Raw genomic sequence first — 25,149 nt, forward strand, 5'->3', positions numbered from 1 at the left:
CGCTCAGGATAGTATTGGCGGAAAATATGACTGGTTCCGTAGAAGACAAGTTAAAACTGCTATCTCAGCGTTTCGCTGAGCGTACCGGTACGGAACTGAATGAATTCAGGCACAAGCTTAATCAGTTAAATTCGCAGCAGTATAACGAAGAGATACTCAGACAATTACATCAGCTTCTTCATCGTCTCACCGGCTCAGCCGGCACCTTTGGCTTACATGAGTTCAGCCGCCAGAGTCGTGTACTGGAACAATCGGTCAAGGAATTCACCCAATACCCGGACCAGCAGTCTAACTGGGCGGCCATCTGTTCACAGCTGAAAAATCAGGTTTTACCGCAACTTGAACGTCTGCACTCTCTGCTGAAGGATTCTCCGGCTCCTGCATCGCAAAGCATGGTATCTGCACCTGCTGACCCTACCGGTAACGTGTTAGTTCTGATTGAGCATTCAGGGGCCTTTTTTGGCGCCTTGCGGGAAGAACTGCTGCATTATGGTTTTACTCTGGTGACACTCGAAAATGCCGAGCAGCTTGACCAGTCGCTGAGCCCGACACAGCAATCGGTGATCATTATTGCCCATGAAACCAGAGCTACCTGCTGTATCAATGCAAAAACTAAGTTACAGCAATCAGTTCCACACCTCAGTGTTACCGTCATCTGTTTTGGTTCCCATGAAGATTTTAGCCGCCGATATACGCTGGCAGCGAAGGGAGTAGACGGGTTGTTTTCAGAATCCACTACTGCACCTGAGATTGCCGAATATCTACAGCGACTGGAATCTGAACGACTTCAGGCAAGCGAAGGAAAGGTCTTAATCGTCGACGATGATGAAGACCTACTGGAGCACTATCGCCTGACGCTTTCACATACCGGCATTCAGGTGCGAACGCTGAGTACCCCAGAGGAAATCTTTTCAGTCCTGTCTGAGTTCCAGCCAGATATCCTGTTACTTGATGTGAATATGGGCGACTACCACGGGCCAACACTGGCGCGGCTGATACGCTTTCAGCCAGAATGGCTGAGTCTCCCGATTATTTATCTTTCCGCAGAACAGGACAGAACCGAGCAACGCAAAGCGCTGGCCATTGGTGCCGATGAGTTCCTGACTAAACCCATCTCCGATATTGAGTTACGGGAAACGGTCAGGATCCGGTGCTTCAGAGCCAGGCAGTTATCTCAGCTGCTGGCCAGAGACAGTCTGACAGGCTTACTCAAACACTCGCTGATCAAACAGGAAGTGGGCAATGAACACGCACGCTGCCAACGCCTCAGTGTACCGGCAGTCGTAGTTATGTTGGACCTTGATCACTTTAAAAAAGTAAACGACAGTTATGGCCATGGTACCGGCGATATCGTCATCAAGGCTCTGGCAAATTTATTAAAACAAAGGTTACGCAAAACCGACAAAATAGGGCGTTACGGCGGTGAGGAATTTGCCGTCGTCATGCCAGAGTGCCAGCTGACTCAGGGTGAACAGATTCTGGAGGAAATACGGGTGCATTTTTCAGGACTGCATTTTAAAGCCGGTAGTGAGGAGTTTAATGTCACACTCAGCGCCGGTATCGCCCTGCTGAATGATTACCCGAGTGCTGAAGCGGCCCTTGAAGCGGCCGACCAGGCCCTTTACCAGCGCAAGCAACTGGGGCGAAATGGTATTAGTCTGGCTCAGACTGTCGATTCCAAAGGAAATCCGTCATGAAAGTCATGATCCTCGAAGATGATGAACTGATTGCCGATTTGCTGGAAAGTCTGGTCTGTGGCCTGCACGCAGACATGCATGTTGTCAAAGCTCGCTCCCTGACCGAAGCAGAAAAACTATGGTCTGCGGAAGCCGCCGATAGTCTGCTATGTGACTGGAATCTGCCGGACGGCAGTGGCCTAAAACTGGTCAGAAACATCCGTAAAACCAATAACCATGCAAAAGTTGTGATGATTACCGCCCGCTCTGATAAGGAGTCTGTAGTGCAGGCCGCCCGCTGCAAAGTCAACGGCTTTATCACCAAACCTTTTGATATAGAAGAAGTCCATAAGCGCCTGAAGACCTTACTGCTAACCTCAGAAGCCGAGGATGAAAGTACCCTGGATATCCAGCAGATGCTTTCCAGACGTTCACGGAGCCTGGTGCAACTGCCCGGTGAGATTGATTCACTGCAGATACTCACCTTGATTGCCCAGAAAGATAGCCTGTCACCGGTAAACCTTGCCCGGGAATGGCGGGATATGCCTGCCGTTACTGCGCGGTTGCTGGATATCGCCAATAACTATTCTATGGGCCGCAGTGGTAAGGCCATTCATACCCTGAATGATGCCGTAGCAACCCTTGGTACGGATATGTCACTGAGTCATGTACTGGCCATGTCGTTGGATATCTCAGCGACACTAACACACCCATATCTTGCAGAGCTGGCAGGTAACTTTAAAGAACAGGCAGAAAAAGTTGCCAAAACCGCCACGATATTGGCTGAGAAAGTCAACGCTGACAGCCAGTCCTTATATGTCGCCGGCCTGTTGAGCCGGATTGGCGAGTTAGGCGTACTTAAAGTATTGCAGGACATTAATCACACCGGCGTAAAGCTGCAGAACAGTGACATAGATTTACTGGTAAAAGACTGGGCCAAGGTATTCGGCAACAAGCTTAAAATTCAGTGGCGGCTGCCCCTGCCACTGAGAAACCTGATCGGTGCAGTTCATTTGCTGCCCGAGGGGGCCAGTAATACTCAGGTGCTGATTATGCATGTTGCCGCGTTAAGTGCACAAGGCCAGCTTAATACGCCGCCGGCACAAAAATTATTGCGCCAGATTGGCATCACAGCAAATACCACTATTCTCCAGGGAGAAAAAGGATGACACAGCGCTCACCGCTAAAGCGAATTATGTGTGTTGAAGATGATGAAGATATTCGCCAGATCATTGAAATCGCGCTGGAGCAGATCGGTCAGTTTGAGGTACTGCTGTGTGAAAATGGCAATCTGGCCGTAGAACAGGTTGATAGCTTTGAGCCGGACCTGATTCTGCTTGATGTCATGATGCCAGGAATGGATGGCCCGGATACGCTGAACGCGATCCGCAGTCAGACCCACAGCACTAATACACCGGTAATTTTTATGACCGCAAAAGTGCAACCTGCCGAAATTGAACAGTATATTGCCCTGGGTGCGCTGGATGTGATTGCCAAACCCTTCGACCCGATGACGCTGCCGGAACAAATTACAGCCATCTGGGAACGTTAAGCAGTAAGCGCAAGGTATCCGTTGATATTAAAGGTGCATAAAAGCCGACAGCAGGCAGCTGCTGTCGGCGGCTGCAGTTAAAACTGTTGTTTGATATTCAGATACAACATTCTGCCTCTGGGGTCATGCACGGTGGCATCATAACCAATTGAGTTGCGTACCTGTGGCGCAGCCCGGTCAAGAAGATTTGTAGCACCTAACGTCAGACGCGGGCCTTTACCTCCCTCGTACCAGGGACTCATCTGATAGTTGTACTGCATATCGATACGCGTCCAGCTAGCGACCTTAGCGTTATCATCATTGTCATTCTCATAATCGCCAATATGCCTTACATACAGATTGGCAGAGTGGTTTTCATGACTCCACAAGAACCCAAGGTTAGCGCGCAGGGGTACCGTAGAAACACCAAAGTTGTTGTCATTCACATTTCCTCTGCCGTCAATGATCCCTAATATTGGATCGTCAAGGTCATAACTGAGGATATAGGTGCCATCCACTGTGGTGCGAAGAGCGCCGAATTCACCCAGTGACCAGTCGTAGTAGAGATTAAAATCCAGCCCATCTGTTTCAACCGAACCGGCATTTCGGTAATAAGTTGTGATCTTGACCGCCTCACCACTTGGGCTGCGCTGTATTTGTTCACTGTCCGGATTGGTCATCAACAGGGCCGCAGGCGACTCGGGTGTAATAAAGTCGGAATAGTCGAAACGCCAGTAGTCCATACTCACAGACATCCCATCCACCGGGAACCAGCTGAAGCCCAGATTGTAAGCATCGGAGGTCTGTGGTGTTAAGGGTTTATCGGGATCACCCGTCAGCAAAGAAATGAAGCTGACTTCTTCACCGCCGGCAAAGCCACCCGCATAGGGGTCAATGGCAGTTTGTGGAGTAATAAACTCGGAGTCGGTCTGGAATACCGTAGCAATCCTGAAAGACGAGCCGTAACTGGCGCGCAGACTGAGATCTTCTGTCGGTGCCCATAAAAATGCCACTTTAGGATCCGTCGTGCTGGCGGTGTCAAAACTTTCATGGCGCAAGGCTGCCTGTAATTCCAGGGTTTCTGTCAATGGTACCGACAGCTCGGTAAATACTGCCCTGACGTCCTGTTTTCCGCTGAAGTCTTCACCGCCACCAAAGAAGTTAAATGCCAGCTCATTGGAGCGCTCGTTAAAATCATACTCCAGTTTATCGGTTCGGTACTGGGCACCGAACGCCACGCCCACCGAGCCGGCAGAAAGCTCAAATAAGTCACCGGTGATATGGGCATCCAACACGGTCTGACTGGACTTGGCCTGATAACCGAATTCACCAAATATATAGTCATAAATCTCCGGCGTGTTTTTATTCTGGCTGGAAGATAACCAGTAATAGTACTGATCGCCCGTCGGCCCCCCCTGTCCATTCAGTGCGGCTTGCAGATTATCGGTAATCACATCTTTGCGTGAATTCTCGGTTTCATTGACACTGGTGGTCATACTGGCCTGCCAGGACCAATAGTTCGGCAGGTCGCCTTTTATCCCCAGTTGATAGCGCCAGGAACGAAATACTTTATCGTCCACATTCGCTTCCGAGCCGGCTCCCAGGGGCCGGATAAACAGCACCCCGCTATTTGATGCGCTGCCCGGAAAGGGATCCGCGCCACCCACTTCAATAGCATCCGGGTGATAAGCCGGTACTCTTACTTCATCAAGCTGAGGCTGGCTGGGCACAGAGTGAATCGTTGTGCGATTGCGGGCCACCACCAGTTCACTGAATAAGGTGGTATCAGCGGTCAGGTCATAGGACCCCTGGGCCATCGCCTGCATCTGCTCGGCTTCGGCAATAATATCGCCGTAATAACCATAGTTAAGCTGGCAGGAACCGTCACTGGGGTGCTCGCCATCTGGCTTACGACGCACCAGTCCGGGAAATTCTTCATAGGCCGAGCCATCCAGACAAACCGGATCGATTAATCTAATCGGCGGGCCCGGTGGGCCATCAAAGGCAAGCACCTTGCCGGGAAACCCATAACCACTCCAGGAATCCTGTTTGGCCGCATAATCATCACGACGCTCTGAATTGGGCACATTACTGCGAGTCAGATAATTGACCGCCAGCATCAGGTTGCCCCGGTTGCTGGCCGCTCCGGTAATGGCGCCTAAGCTGACTTCATCAGAACCATATTTATTATTCTGATAATTAACATCGAACTCCATTCCCTCAAACTTAGAGCGGGTTATAAAGTTCACCACTCCGGCAACCGCATCTGAGCCATATAACGAAGACGCACCATCTTTGAGTACCTCAACCCGTTCAACGGCAATAGCCGGAACCAATGAACTTAAATCCACAAACTGATCCCCACCCTCGGTTACGGCGGGAGAGAGTGTCTGGCGCTGGCCGTTAAGCAATACCAACGTCGATGTGACCCCCAGGCCACGCAGGTTGATGTTGGTGGTACCCACCGAACGCGCCTGTTCGAAACTGTCTGAATACACCTGAGCACCGGTATTCACAGTAAGGGTATTGACCAGGTCAGAAACGCTGGTAGCGCCAATATTGGCTAAATCTTCTGCACTCACGGTTGAAATGGGTGACGCATTGCTGCTCTGAATCCGTCCTTTGATAAAAGAGCCGGTAATGCTGATTTTTTCCACCTTGTCTTTTTCAGTTTGTGCCTGCTGAGCCATTGCTGTTGTGGGCACAAACAGCGAGGCAATCAGCAGGCTTAAATAGCGTTTACGAGTGAGGAGCGGCATTTTCAGGGTCATAGCATGTTCCTTCTTTCATATGTGTTTTGAGTGATTTCCAAGGTGACTTTTGCATTCACCTGATTATTTTATAATCCATTTAATATTTATTGTACATATGATTAACATATTAAATACATTTTATTTTTATTGTATACATGTTTAACTTAACTCAGACAGCCTCCGAAACGCTGTCTGTAGCCACAGATCAGCAATGTCACCAAAGGTAAAGGCAATGAAAAAAACAAAGCCGGAATTAACCCTCTACCACGACTGGGATTCACTGATGTCTTTCAAGGTACGGGTTTGTCTTGCAGAAAAAGAACTGGAATGGCAAAGCCGGAGGGTAATCTTAAGAAACTTTGAGCATCTTCAGCCGGATTATTTAAAACTCAACCCGGCGGGCGTGGTGCCTGCGCTGATCCACAACAACCGGGTTGTCACTGAATCCAGTGTCATCAACGAATATCTCGATGACACCTTTAAAGCAAAATCCCTGATCCCCCCTTCCGCACATGAAAAAGCCAGCATGCGGTTATGGTGTAAATATTTTGATGAGGTAGTGCATCCGACACTGCGACCAATGACCTTTGAGCTGATGATCCGTCAACGCTTCCGGGACATGCAGAAACATACACTGGAACAACTTGTGCGCGCTCACCCTATGCCTGACAGAGCACAGGCGTTCAGAAAATTAGTGGGTACGGACACAGATATCGAGGCTGTCATTGAGGCCGCAAACCGTATCAGGGAGGTGATACAAAAACTGGCAACGACGCTGCAACAGCAGCCCTGGCTAACCGGAATACACTATTCCCTGGCTGATGCCGCTTATATGGCACTGGTTGATCGGCTGCAACGGCTGCAATTGTCTTGCCTGTGGCAGGAAGCGCCGCAAGTGGGGGATTGGTTAGAGCGTCTGCAAGCCCGCCCGGCCTTTAAGCAGGCACAACCCTCTGACAATTTACGCATGCCTTCACCTGAACCCCATATCATGGCCCAGGTGAAACAGCGATTGTTATGCGATGATAAGCCGCCTGGCTAAATCAACTCACAGGCTTCTGAAAACTCCAGTCTGGGCAGACGCTGAAACAATTTACCGGTATCGCCATATCCCAGGGAGCAAAGGAAATTACTTTTGATACTGGTACCGGAAAAAAACGCCTCGTCACAAGCCTGATTATTAAACCCGGACATCGGACCTACATCCAACCCCATGGCGCGCGCTGCAATCATCAGGTACGCGCCCTGCAAAGTACCATTACGAAACGCCGAAGTGGCAGCCAGCTGTGCATTGTTCTCAAACATGGCTGCGGCATTGGGATTATGTGCGAAGAGTTTCGGCATCTGCCGGTAAAAGGTCTGATCGTGAGCCACAATCACGGTAACCGGGGCGCTGAGAACCTTGTTCACATTCAGCGGTGCCAGACAGGTTTTCAGTCTGGCCTTTGCTTCTTCGCTACGAATAAATACAAAACGGCCAGGACAACTGTTCATACTCGTGGAACCCATTCTGACAATATTGTAGAGCTCACGCAGCGTCTCATCGCTGACCGGCTTGTCCAGCCAGCCATTGTGACTTCGTGCCTGACGGATAATCAAATCCAGTGCATCACCATCTAAAGGGGCGACCTGGTCTTTTAACTCTCTGGCGGCCTGTTGCGCCTGTTCAATCTGCGCCTGCTGCTGCGCACTGATTTGTGGTGCTGTCATAAGGTGTTTCTCCTGTTGAAAAGGGCCTGGACTAAATCATCTACGACCCATTGAGTACAATTTGATTTTATTGTATACATAATATAGATTAAGGTACACCAGTCAGATAATTCAACAAAGAGCTCAGTGATGGAATTAGTCAATGATTTGCTGCCACTGGCAGCAATGATGTTAGTAACAGGCGCAGTGGCCGGCATTCTGGCTGGCCTGCTTGGCGTTGGCGGTGGGATTGTGATTGTTCCCGTTCTGGATGTGGCATTGAGTATTTATGGCGTAGATCCTGAAATCAGAATGCATGTAGCCGTTGCCACATCTCTGACCTGTATTATTTTCACCTCCATATCCTCCGCGCGGGCACACCACAAAAAAGGCTCTGTGGATTTGCGTCTGGCAAAAGCCTGGGGCGGCTGGATCTTAGCGGGTTCGCTGGCGGGCGCCGTTGTGGCTTCATCCGTCAACAGCCTGGTGCTCTCGGCCATCTTTGGCTGTGTGGCTCTGATTGTGGCGCTTAAAATGTTGCTGCCAGCAGACAATATGACCGTCGCAGAAGACATACCCGAGGGCCTGATTGCACCGGCCCCACCCCTTATTATTGGCGGGTTGTCGAGCATGATGGGCATTGGCGGAGGCACACTGAGTGTTCCGGTGCTGACGTTGCTTAATCAGCCTATTCATCGTGCCGTGGGTACGGCAGCCCTGTTTGGTCTGCTGATCAGTCTTCCTGGCGCCGCCGGATTTATTGTGTCCGGTTTTGGTGACAGTCGCCTGCCTCCCGCAAGTCTGGGCTTTGTAAATCTTATTGGTGTTGCATTAATCGCCCCGGTAACCGTGATGATGGCGCCCTTCGGAGCCCGGATAGCCCATCGTCTCAGTAAACGACATCTGAGTATGTTGTTTGGCAGCTTTTTATTGATTGTCGCGCTGCGCATGATTTACCAGACACTCACTGCCTGAACAGATTGATATACCGTTAAAAATATTCGAAGAAGCATAGATATATAATTTTAGTTATAGAAGTAAGCCAATTAATTAGTCGATTTTCCACCTCGGACGACGCACATTGAGACAATAAAAGCGGCGTCGTGCCGACGAGGCATCTAAAGGAGACAAACACCATGAGCCAATACGCTCTGACCCGGTATAGTAAAAATGATAAACCGGCTGCGGCCATCGTCATCGGTCAGTATCGCTATGATCTGGCAGCCCTGTTCAGGGCCGCTGATCCGGACAAGGAAATGCCTTGCTGGGCAGAAGACATTGATCAGGGCTTTAAAAACTGGCCGCAAATGTCGGCACAGCTTGACGAACTGGCGGCTAAAGTTCCCGGGCTCGCTTCACAGGAAAAAATTACACCGCTGCCCGATGACATAAAACTTGCGACCCCCTTCACCCCTGTGACCATCTTCGGTACCGCATCTAACTATCATGAGCACGCCGAGGAAATGCAGACCGTACTGGCTGCCAAAGCTGACAGTGCGCCTTATGTGTTTATGAAGGCCACCAGCAGCATTATCGCCACACAAGAGGAGGTGGTGATGCCACCGGAAACCTCAAAGCTCGACTGGGAAGTGGAACTGGGTGTGGTCATCGGCCGTGAGGCACGGCGTGTTAAAGCGAGCGACGCGCTCGACTACATTGCCGGTTATACGGTAGTCAATGATATCTCCGCGCGCGATCTGAACCGCCGCAGTGATTACCCCTTTAAGCATGACTGGTTTCGCGGCAAAAGCTGGGACACCTTCTGCCCCATGGGGCCGGTATTCGTTCCCAGAGACGCCATCGCCGATCCGCATAACGTCAAACTGGGCCTGTGGCTCAACGGTAAGCAAATGCAGGATGGCAACACCAGTGAACTGATCTGGAACATTTTCGAACAGATCGAGTACTTATCCGGCATTTTAACCCTGCGCCCCGGTGACCTGATTATGACCGGCACCCCAGCGGGTGTGGGCAAAGGCATCGGATTGTTCCTCAAAGCCGGCGACAAGCTGGAAGCTTCAGCCGAAGGGGTTGGCAGTATCGTCAACACCGTTCGCGCAGAAGTCATTTAATCTCAGTCTAAGGAGCTACTCATGTATACACCCAGACCGACAAAACTTGGCCACCTGGTACTCAAGGTTCAGGATATTCAGCGCTCGGTAAATTTTTATCAGGAAGTGGTGGGGCTGACAATCTCAGACTGGATTGATGATCGCATGGTATTCCTGCGCTCAGGCGAAGATCATCATGATCTGGCCCTGTTGCAATTGCCCCCCGACCAGATTGGCAAGCAAGACCCGTCGCTGTCGAGAGTGGAACACTTTTCTTATCATGTGGAATCCATTGATGAAATAAAGAAAATTGCTCAGATGCTCATTGCACGGGGCATTGAGATTGACCGGGGCGTAGGTCGTCATGGTCCGGGCGATAACACCTTTATCGTGTTTAAGGACCCCGATGGCAACAACGTGGAGTTCTATTCAGACATGTTGCAGATCACTGAAGGCAAGCCTTATGAGCCCTCGGTCTGGCCTGGCAACAAAATGTCTACCTTTGACCAGTGGAATCTCGACAACTTTGTGGTTGAGCCGCCCGAGCGGATCAAGGCTATCATCGACAAGCAGCAATGAGGACACAGCACCATGGCAACTCTGACTATTGGTAAAGACCAACTCTATTATGAAGTGCACGGTAAGGGCGAACCGCTTTTACTGGCACATGGCCTGGGTGGTAACCATGCCATCTGGTATCAGCAAGTGGCGGTACTGGCAAAAGCGTACCAGGTGATCACCTTTGATCATCGCGGCTTTGGCAATTCTACCGATCATGCCAGGCTCGGACGCAGCGGTTTTGTAAGCGACCTTAAAGCGCTGATCGATCATCTGCAGCTGAAAAAAGTCGTGCTGATTGGCCAGTCAATGGGTGGCGGCACCGCCATCACCTTTGCAAACCAGTACCCTGAGCGGGTTAGTGGCCTGATGATAGCGGACTCCTTACATGGCCTGGAAGAAAACGCTCAGGTGGCGGAAATAATGGATAAAGCCCGTGCCGAAACCGCGCAGCTGAGCCAGTTAGACAGAGTGCTGGGAGCGGCATTTAAACAGCAAAACCCACAGCTTGCGATGCTTTACAGCCAGATAAGCAGCTTTAATCACACCGACAAAAGTAATCTGACCGGCCAGTATGCTGATAATAAAGTTTCGCCACAACAACTCGGTAAGCATGACTTTCCGATTCTGTTTGTCGCAGGTCAGGACGACATTCTGTTTCCCATTGAAGCCATTCGCATGGTTCAGGAGCAGGTACCCGATTCATTTATCGTTGAGTTTGACCACTGTGGTCATTCCGCGTTTTTCGAGAAGCCGGTGGAATTCAATGACAGCCTGCTGAGCTTTTTACAAATGGCAGAGCTTGCGCCACTGAACCAATCAGTGCATAGCAACTCCGCCGGTTACATTCACCCTTAATTCAATACAGGCTAGTTAACATGACAGATATAAGCGTAGCGCAACAAGTAGTTGATGCCCTCAAGGAACTGGGTGTAAAACATGTATTCGGTGTGCCCAGCGGTGGCTGGGTAGACTATATGGAAGCCATTCGTACCACAGAAGGTATCGACTTTATTCTCGCCACCCATGAGGGTGGAGCCGCCTTTATGGCCGATGTATGCGGCAGAATTACCGGCGCCCCCGGTGTCTGTTTCGGTACATTTGGCCCCGGTGCTACCAATCTGGCCACTGGCGTCGGCAGTGCCTATCTGGATCGTTCGCCGATGATCGCCCTGACCGATGAAATGCCCGAACATAAACGCGGCAGAATTGTACAGATGGCGATGGATCATCAGGCATTGTTCGCACCAATAACCAAAAAAACCACTCGTCTTGAAGCCGGTAAGGTCAGAGAAATACTCTTTGATGCCGCTCAGGAAGCACTTTCTGGTGTGCCCGGCCCGGTGCATGTAGGTTTACCTGTTGGTATGAGTGCAGAGAAAACCACACCGCAAGACATTGCACCACTGCCACAGATCAAGATCGACAACGCCGGTAGTGAACAGCTAGAGAAGATGCAACAGCTGTTTACCCAGGCTAAAAAACCGGTGATCGTGCTGGGGCTCAGAGCCGCGCTCTGCGGTATACAGGATGAAGTTAAGGCGCTGGCAGAGAAGTTCAATGTGCCGGTGGTGATCAACCCCATGGCCAAAGGCATTCTCAGCGAAAGCCATCCCAGCTATGCCGGGGTACTATTCCATGCACTGAGCGATGTGGTGGGGCAGACCCATCAGCAGGCCGACCTTGTGGTCAGCATTGGCTATGATGAAGTGGAATTCAGCTACGAAGACTGGATGCCCGATGCACCATTAGTCAGCCTGGATATTGTGACTACCGAACTGGATACCCAACAATACACCCTGGCCTGCGATGTGCTGGGGGATATACCCCATTCGGTACAGCAACTGCTGGCCTGTGATTGCGGCCCTAAAGACTGGGATCTGCAGGCACTGGCCGCGCGCAGAGACGATATGTTTACCCGTATGTCTCCGCAGAATGACGTATTTGGCCCGTGCGCCGCTCTGGATACCCTGAGAGAGAAATTCCCTCAGAACGGGATTATGACCTGTGATGTGGGCGCCCATATTCATTTGATTGGTCAGAAATGGCCTACCCCAAAAGTTGGCCTGCAGATTATGACAAACGGCTGGTCGGCCATGGGTTTTGGTATTCCCTCGGCAATAGCGGCCAAGCTATGTAATCCCGAAACGCCGGTTTGTTCAGTAGTGGGCGATGGCGGTTTTCTGATGACCGCCGGTGAGCTGGCGGTAGCGGTACGGGAAAATCTGAGCATTGTGTTTGTACTGTTTACCGACAACGATCTGGCCCTGATCCGCATCAAGCAGGAAAAGAAGAGTAACCCCATCTACGGCACACCCATTCGTGAACGCGGCACTATTGGCGGCGACAATATCTTTGGCGTGCCGGTACTTAAGGCCTTTAATCAGAACGAATACGGCCATGCACTGGAAAAAGCCCAGGCCATGGGCGGCCCGGTGATTGTCGAAGCGATTCTCGACTCACGGGAGTATGACGATCTGGTACTGCGCAAGGACAGGGGGTGATATGCAGGCACAGGCAATTACCCCATCAGCAGACACGGCCGATGCACAAACCCTGTTAATTGACGGGCACTGGCAGGCGGGTAAAACCAGCATGACCATTCACAGCCCTTACGATAACAATGAGCTGGCCAGAGTGGCCTGCGCCGATAACGAGGACGCGCTGCGGGCAATTAGCAGCGCCCAATCGGCCTTTGCCCGTTACCGCCATCAGCCCAGTAAAGACAGGGCGCGGCTGTTACAGGACACCGCCAGACTGGTTGAATCGCGCCAGGAAAGTTTTGCCCGTACCATCACGATGGAAACCGGTAAGCCAATTACAGCCGCCCGTAAAGAGGTTAGTCGCTGCATCAATACCCTGACCCTGGCCGCCGAAGAAGCGATTCGGCTGGTGGGTGAAACCATCCGCTTTGACAGCTTCGACGGCGGCGAGCAGCGCATTGGCTATTATGAGCATGTGCCGCTGGGCGTGGTGGTGGCGATAACGCCCTTTAACGATCCGCTCAATCTGGCCGCCCATAAACTGGGCCCGGCGCTGGCTGCGGGCAACACGGTGGTACTCAAACCCTCACAACAGGCGCCGCTGTCTGCATTGCAGCTGGTCCGGGCGCTGGTTGACTGTGGGCTGGAGCCCGGCAAAGTGAATGTGCTGACCGGTTATGCACGGGATTTTGGCAACACCATGGTCGGTCATAAAGATGTGGCAATGGTGACCTACACCGGTGGCGAAGCCTCAGCAGAAGTGATTGCGAAAAATGCCGGGATTAAAAAACTGGCCATGGAGCTGGGTGCCAATTCTCCGGTTATTGTGATGGATGATTGTGATCTTGAGCGTGCCGTTGACGCCTGTGTTTCGGGCTCCTACTCGGCGGTGGGGCAGAACTGTATTGGCGTGCAGCGTATTTATGTACACCGCGATATCTACGACACGTTCAGGGCCAAATTTGTGCGCCAGACCCGTCAGTTAAAAGTGGGTGACCCCTTACAGGATGACACCGATCTTGGCCCCATGATCTGTGAGCGTGAGGCCATTCGTATCGAAAACTGGGTAAAATCAGCGGTACACAGCGGTGCCAACCTGTTGGTAGGCGGCAGCCGTGACGGTGCCTGTTATCAGCCCACTGCGCTGGATAATGTAGCTCAGGATCAAGAGCTTACCTGCCAGGAAGCCTTTGGCCCGGTAGTCAGTCTGTACCCTTTTGAGCATGTGGATAATGCCATTGAACTGGCTAATCAGGCCGACTACGCCATTCATGGCGCGGTGTTTACCAGCAATATTAACACCGCCAACAAGGTCTCGCGGGGGCTGGATGTGGCCGGGGTGATGGTCAATGATTCCACCGACTACCGGCTGGATGCCATGCCCTTTGGCGGCGCCCGGCGCGGCAGCATGGGCCGCGAAGGCGTGCGTTTCGCCATAAAAGAAATGACCCAGACCAAGGTGATGTGTATTAATCTGGCCAACTAAGACTGACCGTCAAACCTGGCATCCAGTAACCTTTAAGAACCATAAAATTAACCACAGAGACACAGAGAACACAGAGGTGTTAAGGATTTAATGCCCTTTACTTCTCTGTGTTCTCCGCCTGCCCAGCCCCTTTGATTAACTGTTTCTGAAAAGCAATACTGCTTAGTTAAAAATCACAGGTGCCGGGTGACTCTGTGGTGAAATTCGTTTTTCGTTCGTGCATTTCGTGTTGTTCGTGGTTAACCTACCCTCTGATTTACCAGGATACATGCACACAAAGCGCTGATTATGTATATAAACAGTTGCAACTCTGCGGTCATCTCGTACTATAAGCTCAGTTTACCCTTTTAAGTATACAATCTATGGCCAACCTGACGATTTCCGATAAGATTTATAATCAGCTTTCTGCACAAATCATCTCCGGCGAGATCAAACCCGGACAAAAACTCGAAGAGCAGGACATTGCCAACCAGTTTGGCGTCTCCCGTACGCCGATTCGCGAAGCCTTTCGCCTGTTGCACACCAGTGGCCTGGTGGAGAGCAAGGCGCACCGTGGTGTGACCGTGATTGAACTGGATATCGAACAGCTGGGTGATATGTACGAAGCCCTGCAGGAACTGGAAGCCTTATGTGCCCGATTAAGTGCAGAGCGGATGACGGCGGTGGAGCGCAAGCAGATAGAGCGGATGCACCAGCAATCCAAACAGGCCGTTGAAGAAGAAGATGTCGAGCGTTTTGCCGAGCTTAATGACCAACTGCACAGCGCCATCCATCAGGGCTCACGCAATAAAACCCTGCTCGAAACCATCGCCAAGATGCGCAAACGCCTGACTCTTTACCGTCAGCCCTGGCTGTTTGAAAAGCGTAACCGTCTGGAAACCTCATTCAGCGAACATGGCGAACTGGTTGACGCGATTCTCAAGGGCGACAAAGACAAAGCCTTTGAAGCCATGCGCAACCATATCTCCAATACCAGCCTCGGCACCCTTGACTATCTGATGAGCCAGAAGCCTTAAAGCATCAGAGTTAATATTGAAGGTAGGGATTCCGCGGTAAATCACTCATTTAATATAAAGTACCAAAAGCGGTTTTAAGTAGCCTTTCGCCAATGACGGCCATTAAATTTATAGCTGACTCTTTTATTTGGGTGTAGAAGAAAAAATACCCCTGAGAGATAAAAAGGCCTTGTCGCAATGCAACAAGGCCTCCTGAACAACGACGTCAGCTTAACTGACATGCACTACCGCTCTACAGGGCCTGTAATCAACTGGCCATCGCCAGATGCTTGGCTTTATCAGCCTGTCGCTGTGCTTCCAGATTAAACAGTGTATCTATGTCCATCTCCAATCCCTTATTCAGCTTCGCGGCCATTTCAGGTGTCAGAGCAGCACCACTCAGGAAGCGGCTAAGTGTAGATTGGTTAACCCCAATCATCTTCGCGGCACGGCTTGGGCTTAAACCCCGAAGTTCGATCTTACGCTTCACATAGTGCGCAGGCCCTTTCGGGGGCTTTAGCACTGAAGCAAGTCTTTGATTTAACATGTAAAAACTCCTGCAAGAGTAACCATCGCTGCAAATTTTTTATTTGTGTATTAATAGATACTCTAATAAATACCGAAAACACCGTATCGCCAAACTTTCAGTCATAGTGTTTGACGGTCAGTACAGCTTCGCCTTTCTGGTTTACTTCAATCTGCACAGATGCGGCCACATGCTGTGCATTGGTTTTAGCCAGAAAGGTGAGACGCCCTTCCGTTAACTCAACATCATCGTAGATTGTCATCAGAGCTTTAATGCTCGGTGCAGCTTCCACTGCATAAATAAAGTCAGACACTTCATCCAAAGCCATTGTGCCTAATTGTTGAATTGCCATGACCGAGGTTTCATCGATAGATATTTCCATTCTCTCTACCTCTATTTATGGTGCAAAGCCAATTGCCAACACTTTTATTGTATATGCGCATTGCGCATTGCGCAATACTTGCCATTCTCTTGCACTCCTTATCCAGATCGCTTAATAAAGGGGAAAGATCCTGTCTTGCACGCTGTACAATATTCTCTGAGCCGCCCTTAATTCTCTTATCCGGAAGTGGCTTTGGAGCTGAGGGTAACAACACGGGCTAATGGGCCACCAACCAAATCTGCGGGGAGATCACCAGTACCGCAAGGTTAATCCTATTTAAAATGGCAGCTCTGCTTTTCACAACCTAAAGAGTTTAGCTTTACGTTGCCTTATCCTTTTCTACAAACTCGCGGCAAATCAGGCCGATTTCCTGTTCACCTAATGGCTCCTGAGTGAGTCCGCAAACAAAGCCTGAGTCTGTTGTCTGGTTATACCGGCAACTCTGACACACGCCAAAACCCTTGCGCCCTGTGCTCACCTGATAGTGGCGTAACAACGTCTTTAACGAGCTACTGATCCGTTGATGCTCCTGTTCAGATAGCCCTTTAACCATGTCACGAAACTGCACCGATGGGTACGTTTGCGCCAGATAATCCAGGCCGGCCTGAGTGGCAGTCAGGTGAGTAACGCGTTTATCGACACTGTCCTTCTTTTTCTCAATTAATCCCTTGGTTTCAAGCACTTTAAGGGTCTGTGAAACGGTTCCCTTGGTGAGCCCTAAATAGTCAGTTACTGCAAGCAAGGTATCTGAGTAGCGATTGCAAATCGACAGGTAATACAACGCCTCCTGCTGCACCGGCAGCAAGCCCAACTGCGCCCCCTGGTTGCGGGACTCGTAACGCAGCATATTGGCAATGCGCTCGATAAGAATAAAGATATCACTGTTCATCGGCTCATAGTATCGAGTCAAAACTGCCACCACAAGCACAAAAATCATTTTATAGTTTCGACTCAATACCTTGTTGACAAACCCAGCAAATGTCGCTCTAATAAATATGGTTTCGACTAAAAACTAATACAGGAGAGATATTCATGAACAAACTGGTACAGGTTACCTCCACACTTTTACTAACAAGCGTATTTGCGCAGGCTCACAATCAACATCAGGGGCATATACTGGCAGAAAAATCAGCGGCAGTGCCTGCTGAATTTGACCTGGTACATACCAAGGTAACCACTGACAATGGCCATTTAGTTTTCCAGCAAGAAGTAACTGGCACAGCGGGTGGCAGCAAACCTGAAGCAATTGGCAGCCTTGCCGGTGCTGAGGTTTATAGCTATGTCTGGCCAACCAGCCTGAACTCGGCACAAGTAGGGTTTGAAAAAGATCAGGGTATCCTGGCTTTAGCCCTGACGATTCACCCTGATTTTGACGACACCCCCTTATACGACGAAGACAACGATGGCATTAAAGATAACGATGGTGACAATTGGCATAGCCACTGGGTAGTACTGGTTAAGGATGACAGTTGTGGGCCGGGTGCACTGAAAGTCAAAGATATTGCCGCCGGCAGCAACCCCAGAATGCCCGAAACCTGGCCTGAGTTACCGATTTTTATTGACAGCCCCGGTTATGATTTCGATATAGACCAGTCTGAAGTGCTGGTAAGAGTGCCTTTAAACAGGGTGAACATTGCTGAGTCATTTGCCTTTGATGGCGTTACCAGTGCACTGCGCATCAACTAGCAGGTACACAATCCATTGCTGTGTGTGAGCAAAGTCTTTGATATAGCGTCTGGTGACTTAAGTCTGCCCGGTCAGAGCCAATAAGGAGAACAGCGATGCAAGTTCATGTTTACGATACCCATGTCCACACCAGCGCTGGTCAGTACCTTCACTTTGATGTGCTGGTTGACGATAGCAACGTCGGGCAGGTTAAACAGTTTGCACAGGATTATTTAACCTCCCTGGGCGTAACAGCTGATAAGATAACCCAAAGCCGCTGCAACTTTTGCCACAGCGAAATCGCCAATCCCGAAGTCGCGCTGGCGATTGAAAACAACGGGCACAGCATTTTAGTGCTTTAGAAACATCGAAAGCCAAAACCGCTTTAATCGGTTTTGGCTTATCCCCAGCAAATCCGCCCGGATACCAGAGACATATTCATCGGTGTGGTGGTTTTACAAAGAGCGGCAGAGGGCATATAGCAGAATTTTGCCCCACAAAGGGCTCCAGGGCGAGATCGCGAACAATTATCGACCAGTTAAGCAGCTAAATAATCGATCGATTTGACGATCAGTTCTAGTCGTGATCATATACTCTCTTTTACGGAGAGCCCCAATGAGCCTGACTTTGCTGACTGACCACTTTGCCGACATTGAAGACCCAAGGCAAGCATCAAAAGTAACCTATGAACTGTTTGATGTCCTGTTTTTAACTCTGACAGCGGTCATCTCAGGCGCAGAAGGCTGGGAAGAAATCGAGGATTTTGGCCATCTTCGGCTCGAATGGCTGAAAAAGTACGGTGATTTCAGTCACGGCATACCGGTACATGACACTATTGCCAGACTTGTTTGTCGAATCGACCTGCAGGCATTCCATCAGCGGTTTATTCAGTGGATGCAGGCGACTGAAGAATTCACTGATAAAGAAGTCGTTGCTGTTGATGGTAAGACGCTACGTCGCTCGTACAAGCGCAACGACAGGCAATCGACACTGCACATGATAAGTGCTTTTGCCACCAAAAACGGTGTTGTCCTGGGTCAGCGACGGACGGATGAGAAATCGAACGAGATTACCGCCGTACCTGAGTTATTAGCGCTATTGGAACTAGAAGGGGCGATGGTGACGCTCGACGCCATGAGCTGCCAAAAGCAAATCGTGAAGACGATAGTCAAGAAGAAAGCCGACTACTGCATTGCAGTGAAAAAGAACCAAAAATCGCTATATCAGGCGCTTCAGGATGCATTCGAACTCAGTGACAGCCACGAACCTGGACATCTTGAGCAAGAGCATGGTCGTGTAGAATATCGCGCCTATGATGTCTTGTCGGCACTTGAACTGCCGGCAAGCCTACGTTCAGTCTGGTCATCGCTCGCAACCATTGGCCGCGCCACGTACTATCGTTTGGCGAATGGCAAAGAGCAGTTGCAGTATCGTTATTATATAAGCTCAGCAAGCTTATCCGCAGAGCAGTTTGCCAGCACAGTGCGAGCTCATTGGGGCGTTGAAAACCGACTGCATTGGGTTCTCGATGTGACGATGCGTGAAGATGACTGCCCAATTAGCCGTGGCCATGCTGCAGATAACCTGGCGTGTTTCCGGCATGTCGCGCTGAACCAAATACGCCGTGAGAAGACAATAAAAGCGAGTGTCAATCGCAAACAGAAGATGGCAACAATGAGCGAAGAAGTGCTGGATTTAATCGTGAATGCTTAAAAAACGTTCACGCTCTTGCCCTGGCTTTGAATATAAACTTTGTTCACCACAGCTCCTCGTAATAAAACTGAATTTTAATCAGCCACCCTGTTTTTACAATGACATTTAATATCCCGCTCCGGGGGAGAATATGTCCCACTGATTTAGCCTGTTATCTGCTATTGCGAAATCTTTTCAAAGTTTGACGCCGCAACTGAGCAGACACCAGCAATTATCACTGACTCACCTCGTGCTAGCGCTTCAGTTGTAAAATTATTCTGCATGCCTTCTTCTTATGGCAGGTGACAACGTCTTCGCGGCAAGAGGTTTTAAATAAGAGCGGAAGACGTCTTTTTGGGTTTTTGTAGCATGTTTCGGTGATGGATACTAATTCAGAGTCTTAACCGGGACGGCGCATCAGCGGGAAAATCATCTGTACCGGGCAATCAGGTTTAAAGAGAGGCTTTGCTACGTAAAAAGAGCAGAGATTGCTTAGTGCAATATCTGCCCTTGCCCTCAAACTGCGCTGCTATCTTATTTCAAAAACTAAGACCTTTGTTCTCTACACATGACCGGTACGTTTATCTTGTTTCGTTCTTACAATTTTTCTAAGAGCGGTGACAACGGGATCCCCAGGTCAGGCAATGTCGGCGGCAGCGTATCAAATTCGGCGGGCAACTTTGTCTTAACCAATTCCATTTCAGCTGTGTCATTTTGATGAAAAGACACATAATACTTGAGTGCATTGCCCATAACGTTGCTATCTGATAATTGGGCAAGAACAGTCTGCGCGTTATCATAATCCTTCATTTCAACGTAAGCTCTGGCCAGGAGTAATAAGGAACCCTCTTTGGTGCGATCTTTTAGTATCGCTTTCAGAGCCAGCATATCTTCCAGTGCTGCTTCGGGCTGACCGAGGCGCAAATGTGTAATAGCGCTCAGATTCTTTAGAAAAAATGGTGCCCTATCAGTTTGTGGGTACCACTGTTCATACGCTGATAATACATCTTTATAACGACCCAGTTTATGGCCTACATGACTAAGCAGAGTGAAGCCTAAAAGCTGGATTTTTACCTCCTCGTGAGAATTGAGCCTTTCTCTGCCTGATTGCCAATCCAAAATGTTTGTAAAAACCTCATTTAACAGCTCTGCATCTGTACTTTTTGCATTACTGGATCGTGCCAGTAAATCTGCCAATTGTGCATCATAATTTGAATCGACCTGCTGTTGCGTTACAGGTTGCTCAGCTGATTCACTCCCGACAATTTTTGCTGCGGTGGCAGCACTACATGAAATTGACAGAATCAGTGCGACTACATGTTTCGTTTTCATCGTTTTCTCCTTGTCTAACGTTTTGATTCTTTTGATATTAAAGTTACTTTTGTGCGCAATACTCAGCAATGGTGCAGTAAATGATTGCTGTTGATTATTACTGTGCTGTACCAGCAACAGACTGGCCAGATCTTGCTGATATTGTTGATTAAGGGTGGCAAAACATCGCTCATCACAGCGTAATTCCAGCTGTTCTTTAGCTTGCTTGGTGAGCATCTTACAAAGAGGATTCCACCAGAAAAAACTCTCAAACAGGCAAAGAAACCAGGCCCAGTAAATATCCCCGAGACGCAAGTGGTTAGCCTCATGACGCAGTATAGAAGCGAGCTCAGAACGCGTTTCCATAGAATGGTCAAGCCAGATCACGGGACGTAACAAGCCACTGGCAATAGCCGGTGTCCCCAATGATGTGATTCGAACCGGGTAGCCTTCACTCAGATCACTGTACTTATTGGTGGGTGAAGAATGCCGATACAAACGATCAATTAGTTTCTGGTAAGCAATTATGCGTAATGTGAAAATAACCCCACCAGTTAATAATGCAGCAGCAAATAAACCACTAAGCAGAACATCAAACGACGGGATTGATAGGGCTGACGATGTAGCATCACTTAGCGGGCCACCTGAAACATCGATATCTGCTGCTAACTCTGATGATGGCAAGATATCTGCGACCTTGAAAATAAGCGCATCCGGTACAGATGCGATGGTATACATTGGCATTATTTGCCAGGGTACAAACCAACAGAGTACTGCAGCAACAAGAAGCTTTAGATTAATATTTACAGGACCACTTTTGAGTATTCGTGATGCCCATAGTGCGCTTAAGGTTATTATTAAATTGGTAAACAAATAGTCTGTCATCGCCTACACCTTATTTAGAATCTTTCTTACTATCCAGCAGCGTTTTCAGATAGGCTATGTCGTCATCATCTAATTTTTCATTTTCAATGAAATGGGCAATAAAATTGCGTGAATCACCCTGAAAGAAACGGCGCATAAACCCCGGTGTGGCTTGTTTTGACAGCGTACTTTGTGTAACCAGTGATTGATAAACTATTGCCCGGCCTTGTTGACCATGACGTTCAATAGCGCCTTTCTTTTCAAGTCTATCGACAATCGTCTTCACCGTTGTGTAGGCAACGTTTTTACGCCTGCCAGGTTGTTCACATAACAGTTGATGTATATGGCTCGCAGTGCAGGGTTCGTGTTGCCAAAACAACTGCATCACATCCATTTCATATTCACTTAGCTTCAAATTTCACACCTTTTACTACATTTGTAGTTATTAGTTTCTACAAATGTAGTAATAGAGGTGATGCTTGTCAATAACTAATTTGAAAATCAGCTATGGGATGCCATTGCAGTAGCTTGGGAAGCCTCGAGTTCCGCGCAAAGATAATCAGTGGGCCTCTTGTCGCATTAAGCCGAAAGGCGGAGGTTACAGGGTCCGATCTTGCATTTTTCAGGCTTATCCAAACAAAAATGCTCTATATATGAAGCATAAAACTACCATATGCTTGATATATAGAGCAAAATAGAGCATTAACCCCTCGCTGAATTATAGTCGCACAGTGAGGAGCCGGAGCTTGCCTGACCCGCAGTCGCCAGATCAGCCCACTACCCCACCATCCATGCCACCAGGCGGCGAATTAGCGGCGAGATTACCAGCACCACCGGGAAGGCCACCATAAAGCCAAATCCCCAGGCGTTGAGCCAGATAAACAGCAGCCCGTCAGGTAACCCCAGGTTGTACAGAGTGACCACCAACGACATAATGCAGGACATACTCAGTGACATAAAAAACGAAGTGAGTATGGCTTTAAAACGGGGCGAGACCATTTACGGCTCCAGCAGCTGTACGCTGATGTTTTCCAGCGCGTCGGTCACCACTACCTGACAGGCCAGCCTTGAATCCGCTGTCGCCGACGGCAATTGCGCCAGTATTTGCCGCTCACCGGCGTAGGGAGTGGGTAGTTTTGCCGCCGATTCCGGGGGCAGAGACACATGGCAGGTGCCACAACTGCAACAGCCGCCGCAGATGGCCGCCATACCCGGCAGATTATTTTCCTGCGCAGCCACCATCAGGCTGACTCCAGGTTCGGCCTGCACCGTCACCGCCTTGCCATCTGGCCGGATAAACCGGATTGTGGTCATTACTGCCTCCTCAGTTCAGATACTGGTACAGGCTGCGAAACAAAATCCACAGCGCCATTAATGTCAGTAGTCCTTTCAACAACGGAAAAAATACCTGTGCCGGAATATAGGCGCGTAAACGGGTGCCCAGCCAGGACCCCAGAGTTGCGCCCAGCACGGTACTGAACAACACGCTGGCATGGTCTGAAAAGTGAAACCCAATCAGCACAAATACGGTGATTTTGCAGACATTGCCAATCAGCATAAACAGTGAAGCTGTGGCAATTACCGCGTCTTTATCGGCCAGCTTTTTATACAACAGGGTCACGGCCAATGGCCCCGGCGCACCAACCAACAACCCCAGCCCACTCTGCAAGGCACCGACAACAAAAAAGTTCTCAAACCGGCTCATCAGGCGGTCGACTCTGACAGACCACAGAGAAAGCAACAGATAGCAGGCAATAAAAAGAGGGATCAGCCGGGTGTCTAACTGCACCAGAAACAGGCTGAATATGGTTACCCCCGCTATGGAGCCAAGCAAATATAAAGGGAGCAGCGACCAACAGGTTGCCGATAAATGAAACGCCAGCCTGGAGCCATTACTGGCCAGTTGTGTTACCGCATGTACCGGTACTATTGCCCCGGGGGCCACAAACAGAGGCAACAGCAACACCAGGATCATCCCCCCGCCCATGGCGCAGATACCTGCCAGCGTTGAGGTGAGTGTTGTCAGTACAAACAACAACAGTTCCTGTGAGGTAACCATTCTGATGCCTATACAAGCGAAATAGAAAAAGCCCCGAAGCCGTCACACAAACCAACTTCGGGACAAGGGAAGGCGAACATGGACGCCTTCAAACGGCGATCAAAGGGTCTTATAACTTTGTGTACCCACCCAGCCTCGTTCAGAAATATCTACCATGATATTTTCCGGACCATTCATTTTATACTCGGCATTGTCTTTGGCGGGATTCTTACCCAGGCCCTGAGCGAGGTTTACGTCATGGCGGGGTTCATAACCATTTGCCTTGAAGTTCGATACCATCTGTTCAATGTCATCACACTGGAAGCCAACATGGTGCAGGCCCACATAGCCTTGCGGAAACTCTTTTCCGGCAGCCGGTCCGTTTTTAAATTTGAGTATTGCCAGATTAATATTGCCATCGGTCATGTAGTAACCGTTGGCATTGCGGCTGGCGACTACGCCTGCCACTTCCCAGCCCAGTACATTCTCAAAGAATGCCTTGCTCTTGTCCGGATCATCAGAGGCCATCGCCAGGTGTTTAAGTTGAATAGGTGAACTTGGCTTTGCTGCCATAATCATTACTCCTGCTATAAATTTAACTGCCGACCCGCAACGGTGCGGTCAACGAACGTAACGCTTCAATAACACTCAGTGCGGTAATGCGACCTGTACCCGGATTCTCAATGGTCGGTACATTCTCAATGGTCATCTCAAAACTGGCACTGTCTGCTTCTACCCTGATTGTATGGGTATTGCGGGTTTTGCCAGGATCAGCCCAGATTTCCAGCGCGGTTTTCTCCGCACCAACCCCTGCCAGGCCAAGTGCGGCGGCCACATTGACATTCGAGGGGAACAACTGCGCGCCTTGTGCTGCGCTGCCTTTAAACACGCGAAGCGGCTCAGTGATACCCAGTAACTCAACCTGGTTCTCAACAATGTATTTGGCTTTAACCAGCGAGGTGGGCGGCTTACGGGTGACCATTGTCACCGAATGAATCGTTCCCAGTGCCGCTGCGCGAACCGCGTCCAGCCCGAGCAGTGCCCCGGTGGCCAGAACAATGCGGCCATTGTTGCGCCGCGCCAGCTCAATCACTTGCGGGTGTTGCAATATTGCCGCCCCACTCACCGTCACCAATGTCTTACCAGCGCGCAGCACGGGCTCAGCGATATCCATAAAGGCCTGAGTCGGTGCACAATCAACAACGATATCCGCCTGTTCAGCCAGTTGCTCAGCACTGACCAGAGCAACGGGGCGACTCAGTGCCTGCATCGCTTGTTGAGCTCTTTGCTCATTTCCGGATGTAATGGCCTTAAGCACTAAGCCTTCGACCTTATCATCCAGCGCTTTGGCCACCACTCGCCCGATGGTGCCGAACCCGGCGATACCGACTTTAAGATCCTGATTCATACCCCACCTGAAAGAATTAACGACACAAACAAAGAATACAC

26 protein-coding genes are annotated in these 25,149 nt (G+C 49.8%); 14 read left to right on the plus strand and 12 right to left on the minus strand.

Annotated elements, in window-relative coordinates; genetic code table 11:
- Positions 1-26 precede the first annotated feature (26 nt).
- Genes CDA54_RS03610 through CDA54_RS03620 form a run of 3 tightly spaced genes read left to right on the plus strand, consistent with a single transcriptional unit; the run spans position 27 to position 3,228 of the window.
- The gene (locus CDA54_RS03610; RefSeq protein ID WP_143452255.1) at positions 27-1,697 is read left to right on the plus strand and encodes a diguanylate cyclase; all 1,671 of its coding nucleotides are present in this window, start codon (positions 27-29) and stop codon (positions 1,695-1,697) included.
- Complete coding sequence (locus CDA54_RS03615) at positions 1,694-2,845, plus strand: response regulator (RefSeq protein WP_099033653.1); 1,152 nt, start codon at positions 1,694-1,696, stop codon at positions 2,843-2,845. Before CDA54_RS03610 ends, CDA54_RS03615 begins: the two co-directional genes overlap by 4 nt.
- Positions 2,842-3,228 carry a response regulator gene (locus CDA54_RS03620; RefSeq protein ID WP_099033654.1) on the plus strand — a complete coding sequence of 129 codons (387 nt, stop codon included), beginning with the start codon at positions 2,842-2,844 and terminating at the stop codon, positions 3,226-3,228. Before CDA54_RS03615 ends, CDA54_RS03620 begins: the two co-directional genes overlap by 4 nt.
- 77 nt (positions 3,229-3,305) lie before the next feature.
- On the opposite strand, the gene CDA54_RS03625 is transcribed toward CDA54_RS03620, so the two are convergent.
- Positions 3,306-5,978, minus strand: coding sequence for a TonB-dependent receptor (locus CDA54_RS03625; protein WP_099033655.1), 2,673 nt, complete (start codon positions 5,976-5,978; stop codon positions 3,306-3,308).
- A 214-nt stretch (positions 5,979-6,192) separates the two neighbouring features.
- Between CDA54_RS03625 and CDA54_RS03630 the strand changes: the two genes are divergently transcribed.
- Positions 6,193-7,002, plus strand: coding sequence for a glutathione S-transferase family protein (locus CDA54_RS03630; RefSeq protein WP_180237104.1), 810 nt, complete (start codon positions 6,193-6,195; stop codon positions 7,000-7,002).
- Here CDA54_RS03630 and CDA54_RS03635 read toward each other — a convergent pair.
- Complete coding sequence (locus CDA54_RS03635; RefSeq protein WP_099033657.1) at positions 6,999-7,670, minus strand: malonic semialdehyde reductase; 672 nt, start codon at positions 7,668-7,670, stop codon at positions 6,999-7,001. The two genes, CDA54_RS03630 and CDA54_RS03635, sit on opposite strands and share 4 nt — an antisense overlap.
- A 129-nt stretch (positions 7,671-7,799) precedes the next feature.
- On the opposite strand from CDA54_RS03635, the gene CDA54_RS03640 reads away from it, so the two are divergent.
- From CDA54_RS03640 to CDA54_RS03670, 7 genes are all read left to right on the plus strand, one after another.
- The gene (locus CDA54_RS03640; protein ID WP_099033658.1) at positions 7,800-8,624 is read left to right on the plus strand and encodes a sulfite exporter TauE/SafE family protein; all 825 of its coding nucleotides are present in this window, start codon (positions 7,800-7,802) and stop codon (positions 8,622-8,624) included.
- 161 nt (positions 8,625-8,785) lie between these two features.
- A complete protein-coding gene (locus CDA54_RS03645) occupies positions 8,786-9,721 on the plus strand; it encodes a fumarylacetoacetate hydrolase family protein (RefSeq protein ID WP_218962372.1) in 936 nt (311 codons plus the stop codon).
- A 21-nt stretch (positions 9,722-9,742) separates the two neighbouring features.
- On the plus strand, positions 9,743-10,279 hold the full coding sequence (locus CDA54_RS03650) for a VOC family protein (protein WP_099033659.1): 537 nt from the start codon (positions 9,743-9,745) through the stop codon (positions 10,277-10,279).
- Between the two features lie 12 nt (positions 10,280-10,291).
- Positions 10,292-11,116 carry an alpha/beta fold hydrolase gene (locus CDA54_RS03655; protein ID WP_099033660.1) on the plus strand — a complete coding sequence of 275 codons (825 nt, stop codon included), beginning with the start codon at positions 10,292-10,294 and terminating at the stop codon, positions 11,114-11,116.
- A 20-nt stretch (positions 11,117-11,136) separates the two neighbouring features.
- Entirely contained in the window at positions 11,137-12,762 is a 1,626-nt protein-coding gene (locus CDA54_RS03660) for a thiamine pyrophosphate-binding protein (RefSeq protein ID WP_099033661.1), read from the plus strand.
- Position 12,763: 1 nt separating this feature from the next.
- A complete protein-coding gene (locus CDA54_RS03665) occupies positions 12,764-14,227 on the plus strand; it encodes an aldehyde dehydrogenase family protein (RefSeq protein ID WP_099033662.1) in 1,464 nt (487 codons plus the stop codon).
- Positions 14,228-14,589: 362 nt separating this feature from the next.
- Complete coding sequence (locus tag CDA54_RS03670; protein ID WP_099033663.1) at positions 14,590-15,243, plus strand: GntR family transcriptional regulator; 654 nt, start codon at positions 14,590-14,592, stop codon at positions 15,241-15,243.
- A 247-nt stretch (positions 15,244-15,490) separates the two neighbouring features.
- Here CDA54_RS03670 and CDA54_RS03675 read toward each other — a convergent pair whose 3' ends face one another.
- The 3 genes from CDA54_RS03675 to CDA54_RS03685 all read right to left on the minus strand — a co-directional run bounded on the left by CDA54_RS03675 (position 15,491) and on the right by CDA54_RS03685 (position 17,040).
- Entirely contained in the window at positions 15,491-15,769 is a 279-nt protein-coding gene (locus tag CDA54_RS03675; protein ID WP_099033664.1) for a helix-turn-helix transcriptional regulator, read from the minus strand.
- Positions 15,770-15,866: 97 nt separating this feature from the next.
- The gene (locus CDA54_RS03680; RefSeq protein ID WP_099033665.1) at positions 15,867-16,130 is read right to left on the minus strand and encodes a hypothetical protein; all 264 of its coding nucleotides are present in this window, start codon (positions 16,128-16,130) and stop codon (positions 15,867-15,869) included.
- Between the two features lie 319 nt (positions 16,131-16,449).
- The gene (locus tag CDA54_RS03685) at positions 16,450-17,040 is read right to left on the minus strand and encodes a MarR family winged helix-turn-helix transcriptional regulator (protein ID WP_373286082.1); all 591 of its coding nucleotides are present in this window, start codon (positions 17,038-17,040) and stop codon (positions 16,450-16,452) included.
- 122 nt (positions 17,041-17,162) lie between these two features.
- Between CDA54_RS03685 and CDA54_RS03690 the strand changes: the two genes are divergently transcribed.
- The 3 genes from CDA54_RS03690 to CDA54_RS03700 all read left to right on the plus strand — a co-directional run bounded on the left by CDA54_RS03690 (position 17,163) and on the right by CDA54_RS03700 (position 19,508).
- Complete coding sequence (locus CDA54_RS03690) at positions 17,163-17,816, plus strand: hypothetical protein (protein ID WP_229748091.1); 654 nt, start codon at positions 17,163-17,165, stop codon at positions 17,814-17,816.
- A 95-nt stretch (positions 17,817-17,911) separates the two neighbouring features.
- Entirely contained in the window at positions 17,912-18,157 is a 246-nt protein-coding gene (locus CDA54_RS03695) for a DUF2024 family protein (protein WP_099033666.1), read from the plus strand.
- A gap of 253 nt (positions 18,158-18,410) precedes the next feature.
- Positions 18,411-19,508: an ISAs1 family transposase gene (locus tag CDA54_RS03700; RefSeq protein WP_099033667.1), complete on the plus strand. Its 1,098-nt coding sequence runs from the start codon at positions 18,411-18,413 to the stop codon at positions 19,506-19,508.
- Between the two features lie 576 nt (positions 19,509-20,084).
- Here CDA54_RS03700 and CDA54_RS03705 read toward each other — a convergent pair.
- The 7 genes from CDA54_RS03705 to CDA54_RS03735 form a co-directional block, all read right to left on the minus strand.
- A complete protein-coding gene (locus CDA54_RS03705; RefSeq protein WP_099033668.1) occupies positions 20,085-21,683 on the minus strand; it encodes a M56 family metallopeptidase in 1,599 nt (532 codons plus the stop codon).
- Between the two features lie 10 nt (positions 21,684-21,693).
- A complete protein-coding gene (locus CDA54_RS03710; protein WP_099033669.1) occupies positions 21,694-22,077 on the minus strand; it encodes a BlaI/MecI/CopY family transcriptional regulator in 384 nt (127 codons plus the stop codon).
- A 362-nt stretch (positions 22,078-22,439) separates the two neighbouring features.
- Positions 22,440-22,661, minus strand: a complete 222-nt coding sequence (locus tag CDA54_RS03715; protein ID WP_099033670.1) for a DUF2798 domain-containing protein — start codon at positions 22,659-22,661, stop codon at positions 22,440-22,442.
- Positions 22,662-22,976 carry a 2Fe-2S iron-sulfur cluster-binding protein gene (locus CDA54_RS03720; protein WP_099033671.1) on the minus strand — a complete coding sequence of 105 codons (315 nt, stop codon included), beginning with the start codon at positions 22,974-22,976 and terminating at the stop codon, positions 22,662-22,664.
- Positions 22,977-22,986: 10 nt separating this feature from the next.
- A complete protein-coding gene (locus tag CDA54_RS03725; RefSeq protein ID WP_099033672.1) occupies positions 22,987-23,721 on the minus strand; it encodes a sulfite exporter TauE/SafE family protein in 735 nt (244 codons plus the stop codon).
- A gap of 99 nt (positions 23,722-23,820) precedes the next feature.
- A complete protein-coding gene (locus CDA54_RS03730) occupies positions 23,821-24,273 on the minus strand; it encodes a VOC family protein (protein ID WP_099033673.1) in 453 nt (150 codons plus the stop codon).
- A gap of 22 nt (positions 24,274-24,295) precedes the next feature.
- Positions 24,296-25,108: an aspartate dehydrogenase gene (locus CDA54_RS03735; RefSeq protein WP_099033674.1), complete on the minus strand. Its 813-nt coding sequence runs from the start codon at positions 25,106-25,108 to the stop codon at positions 24,296-24,298.
- Positions 25,109-25,149 lie beyond the last annotated feature (41 nt).

The organism is Lacimicrobium alkaliphilum (assembly GCF_002591895.1).
Lineage (GTDB): Bacteria > Pseudomonadota > Gammaproteobacteria > Enterobacterales > Alteromonadaceae > Lacimicrobium > Lacimicrobium alkaliphilum.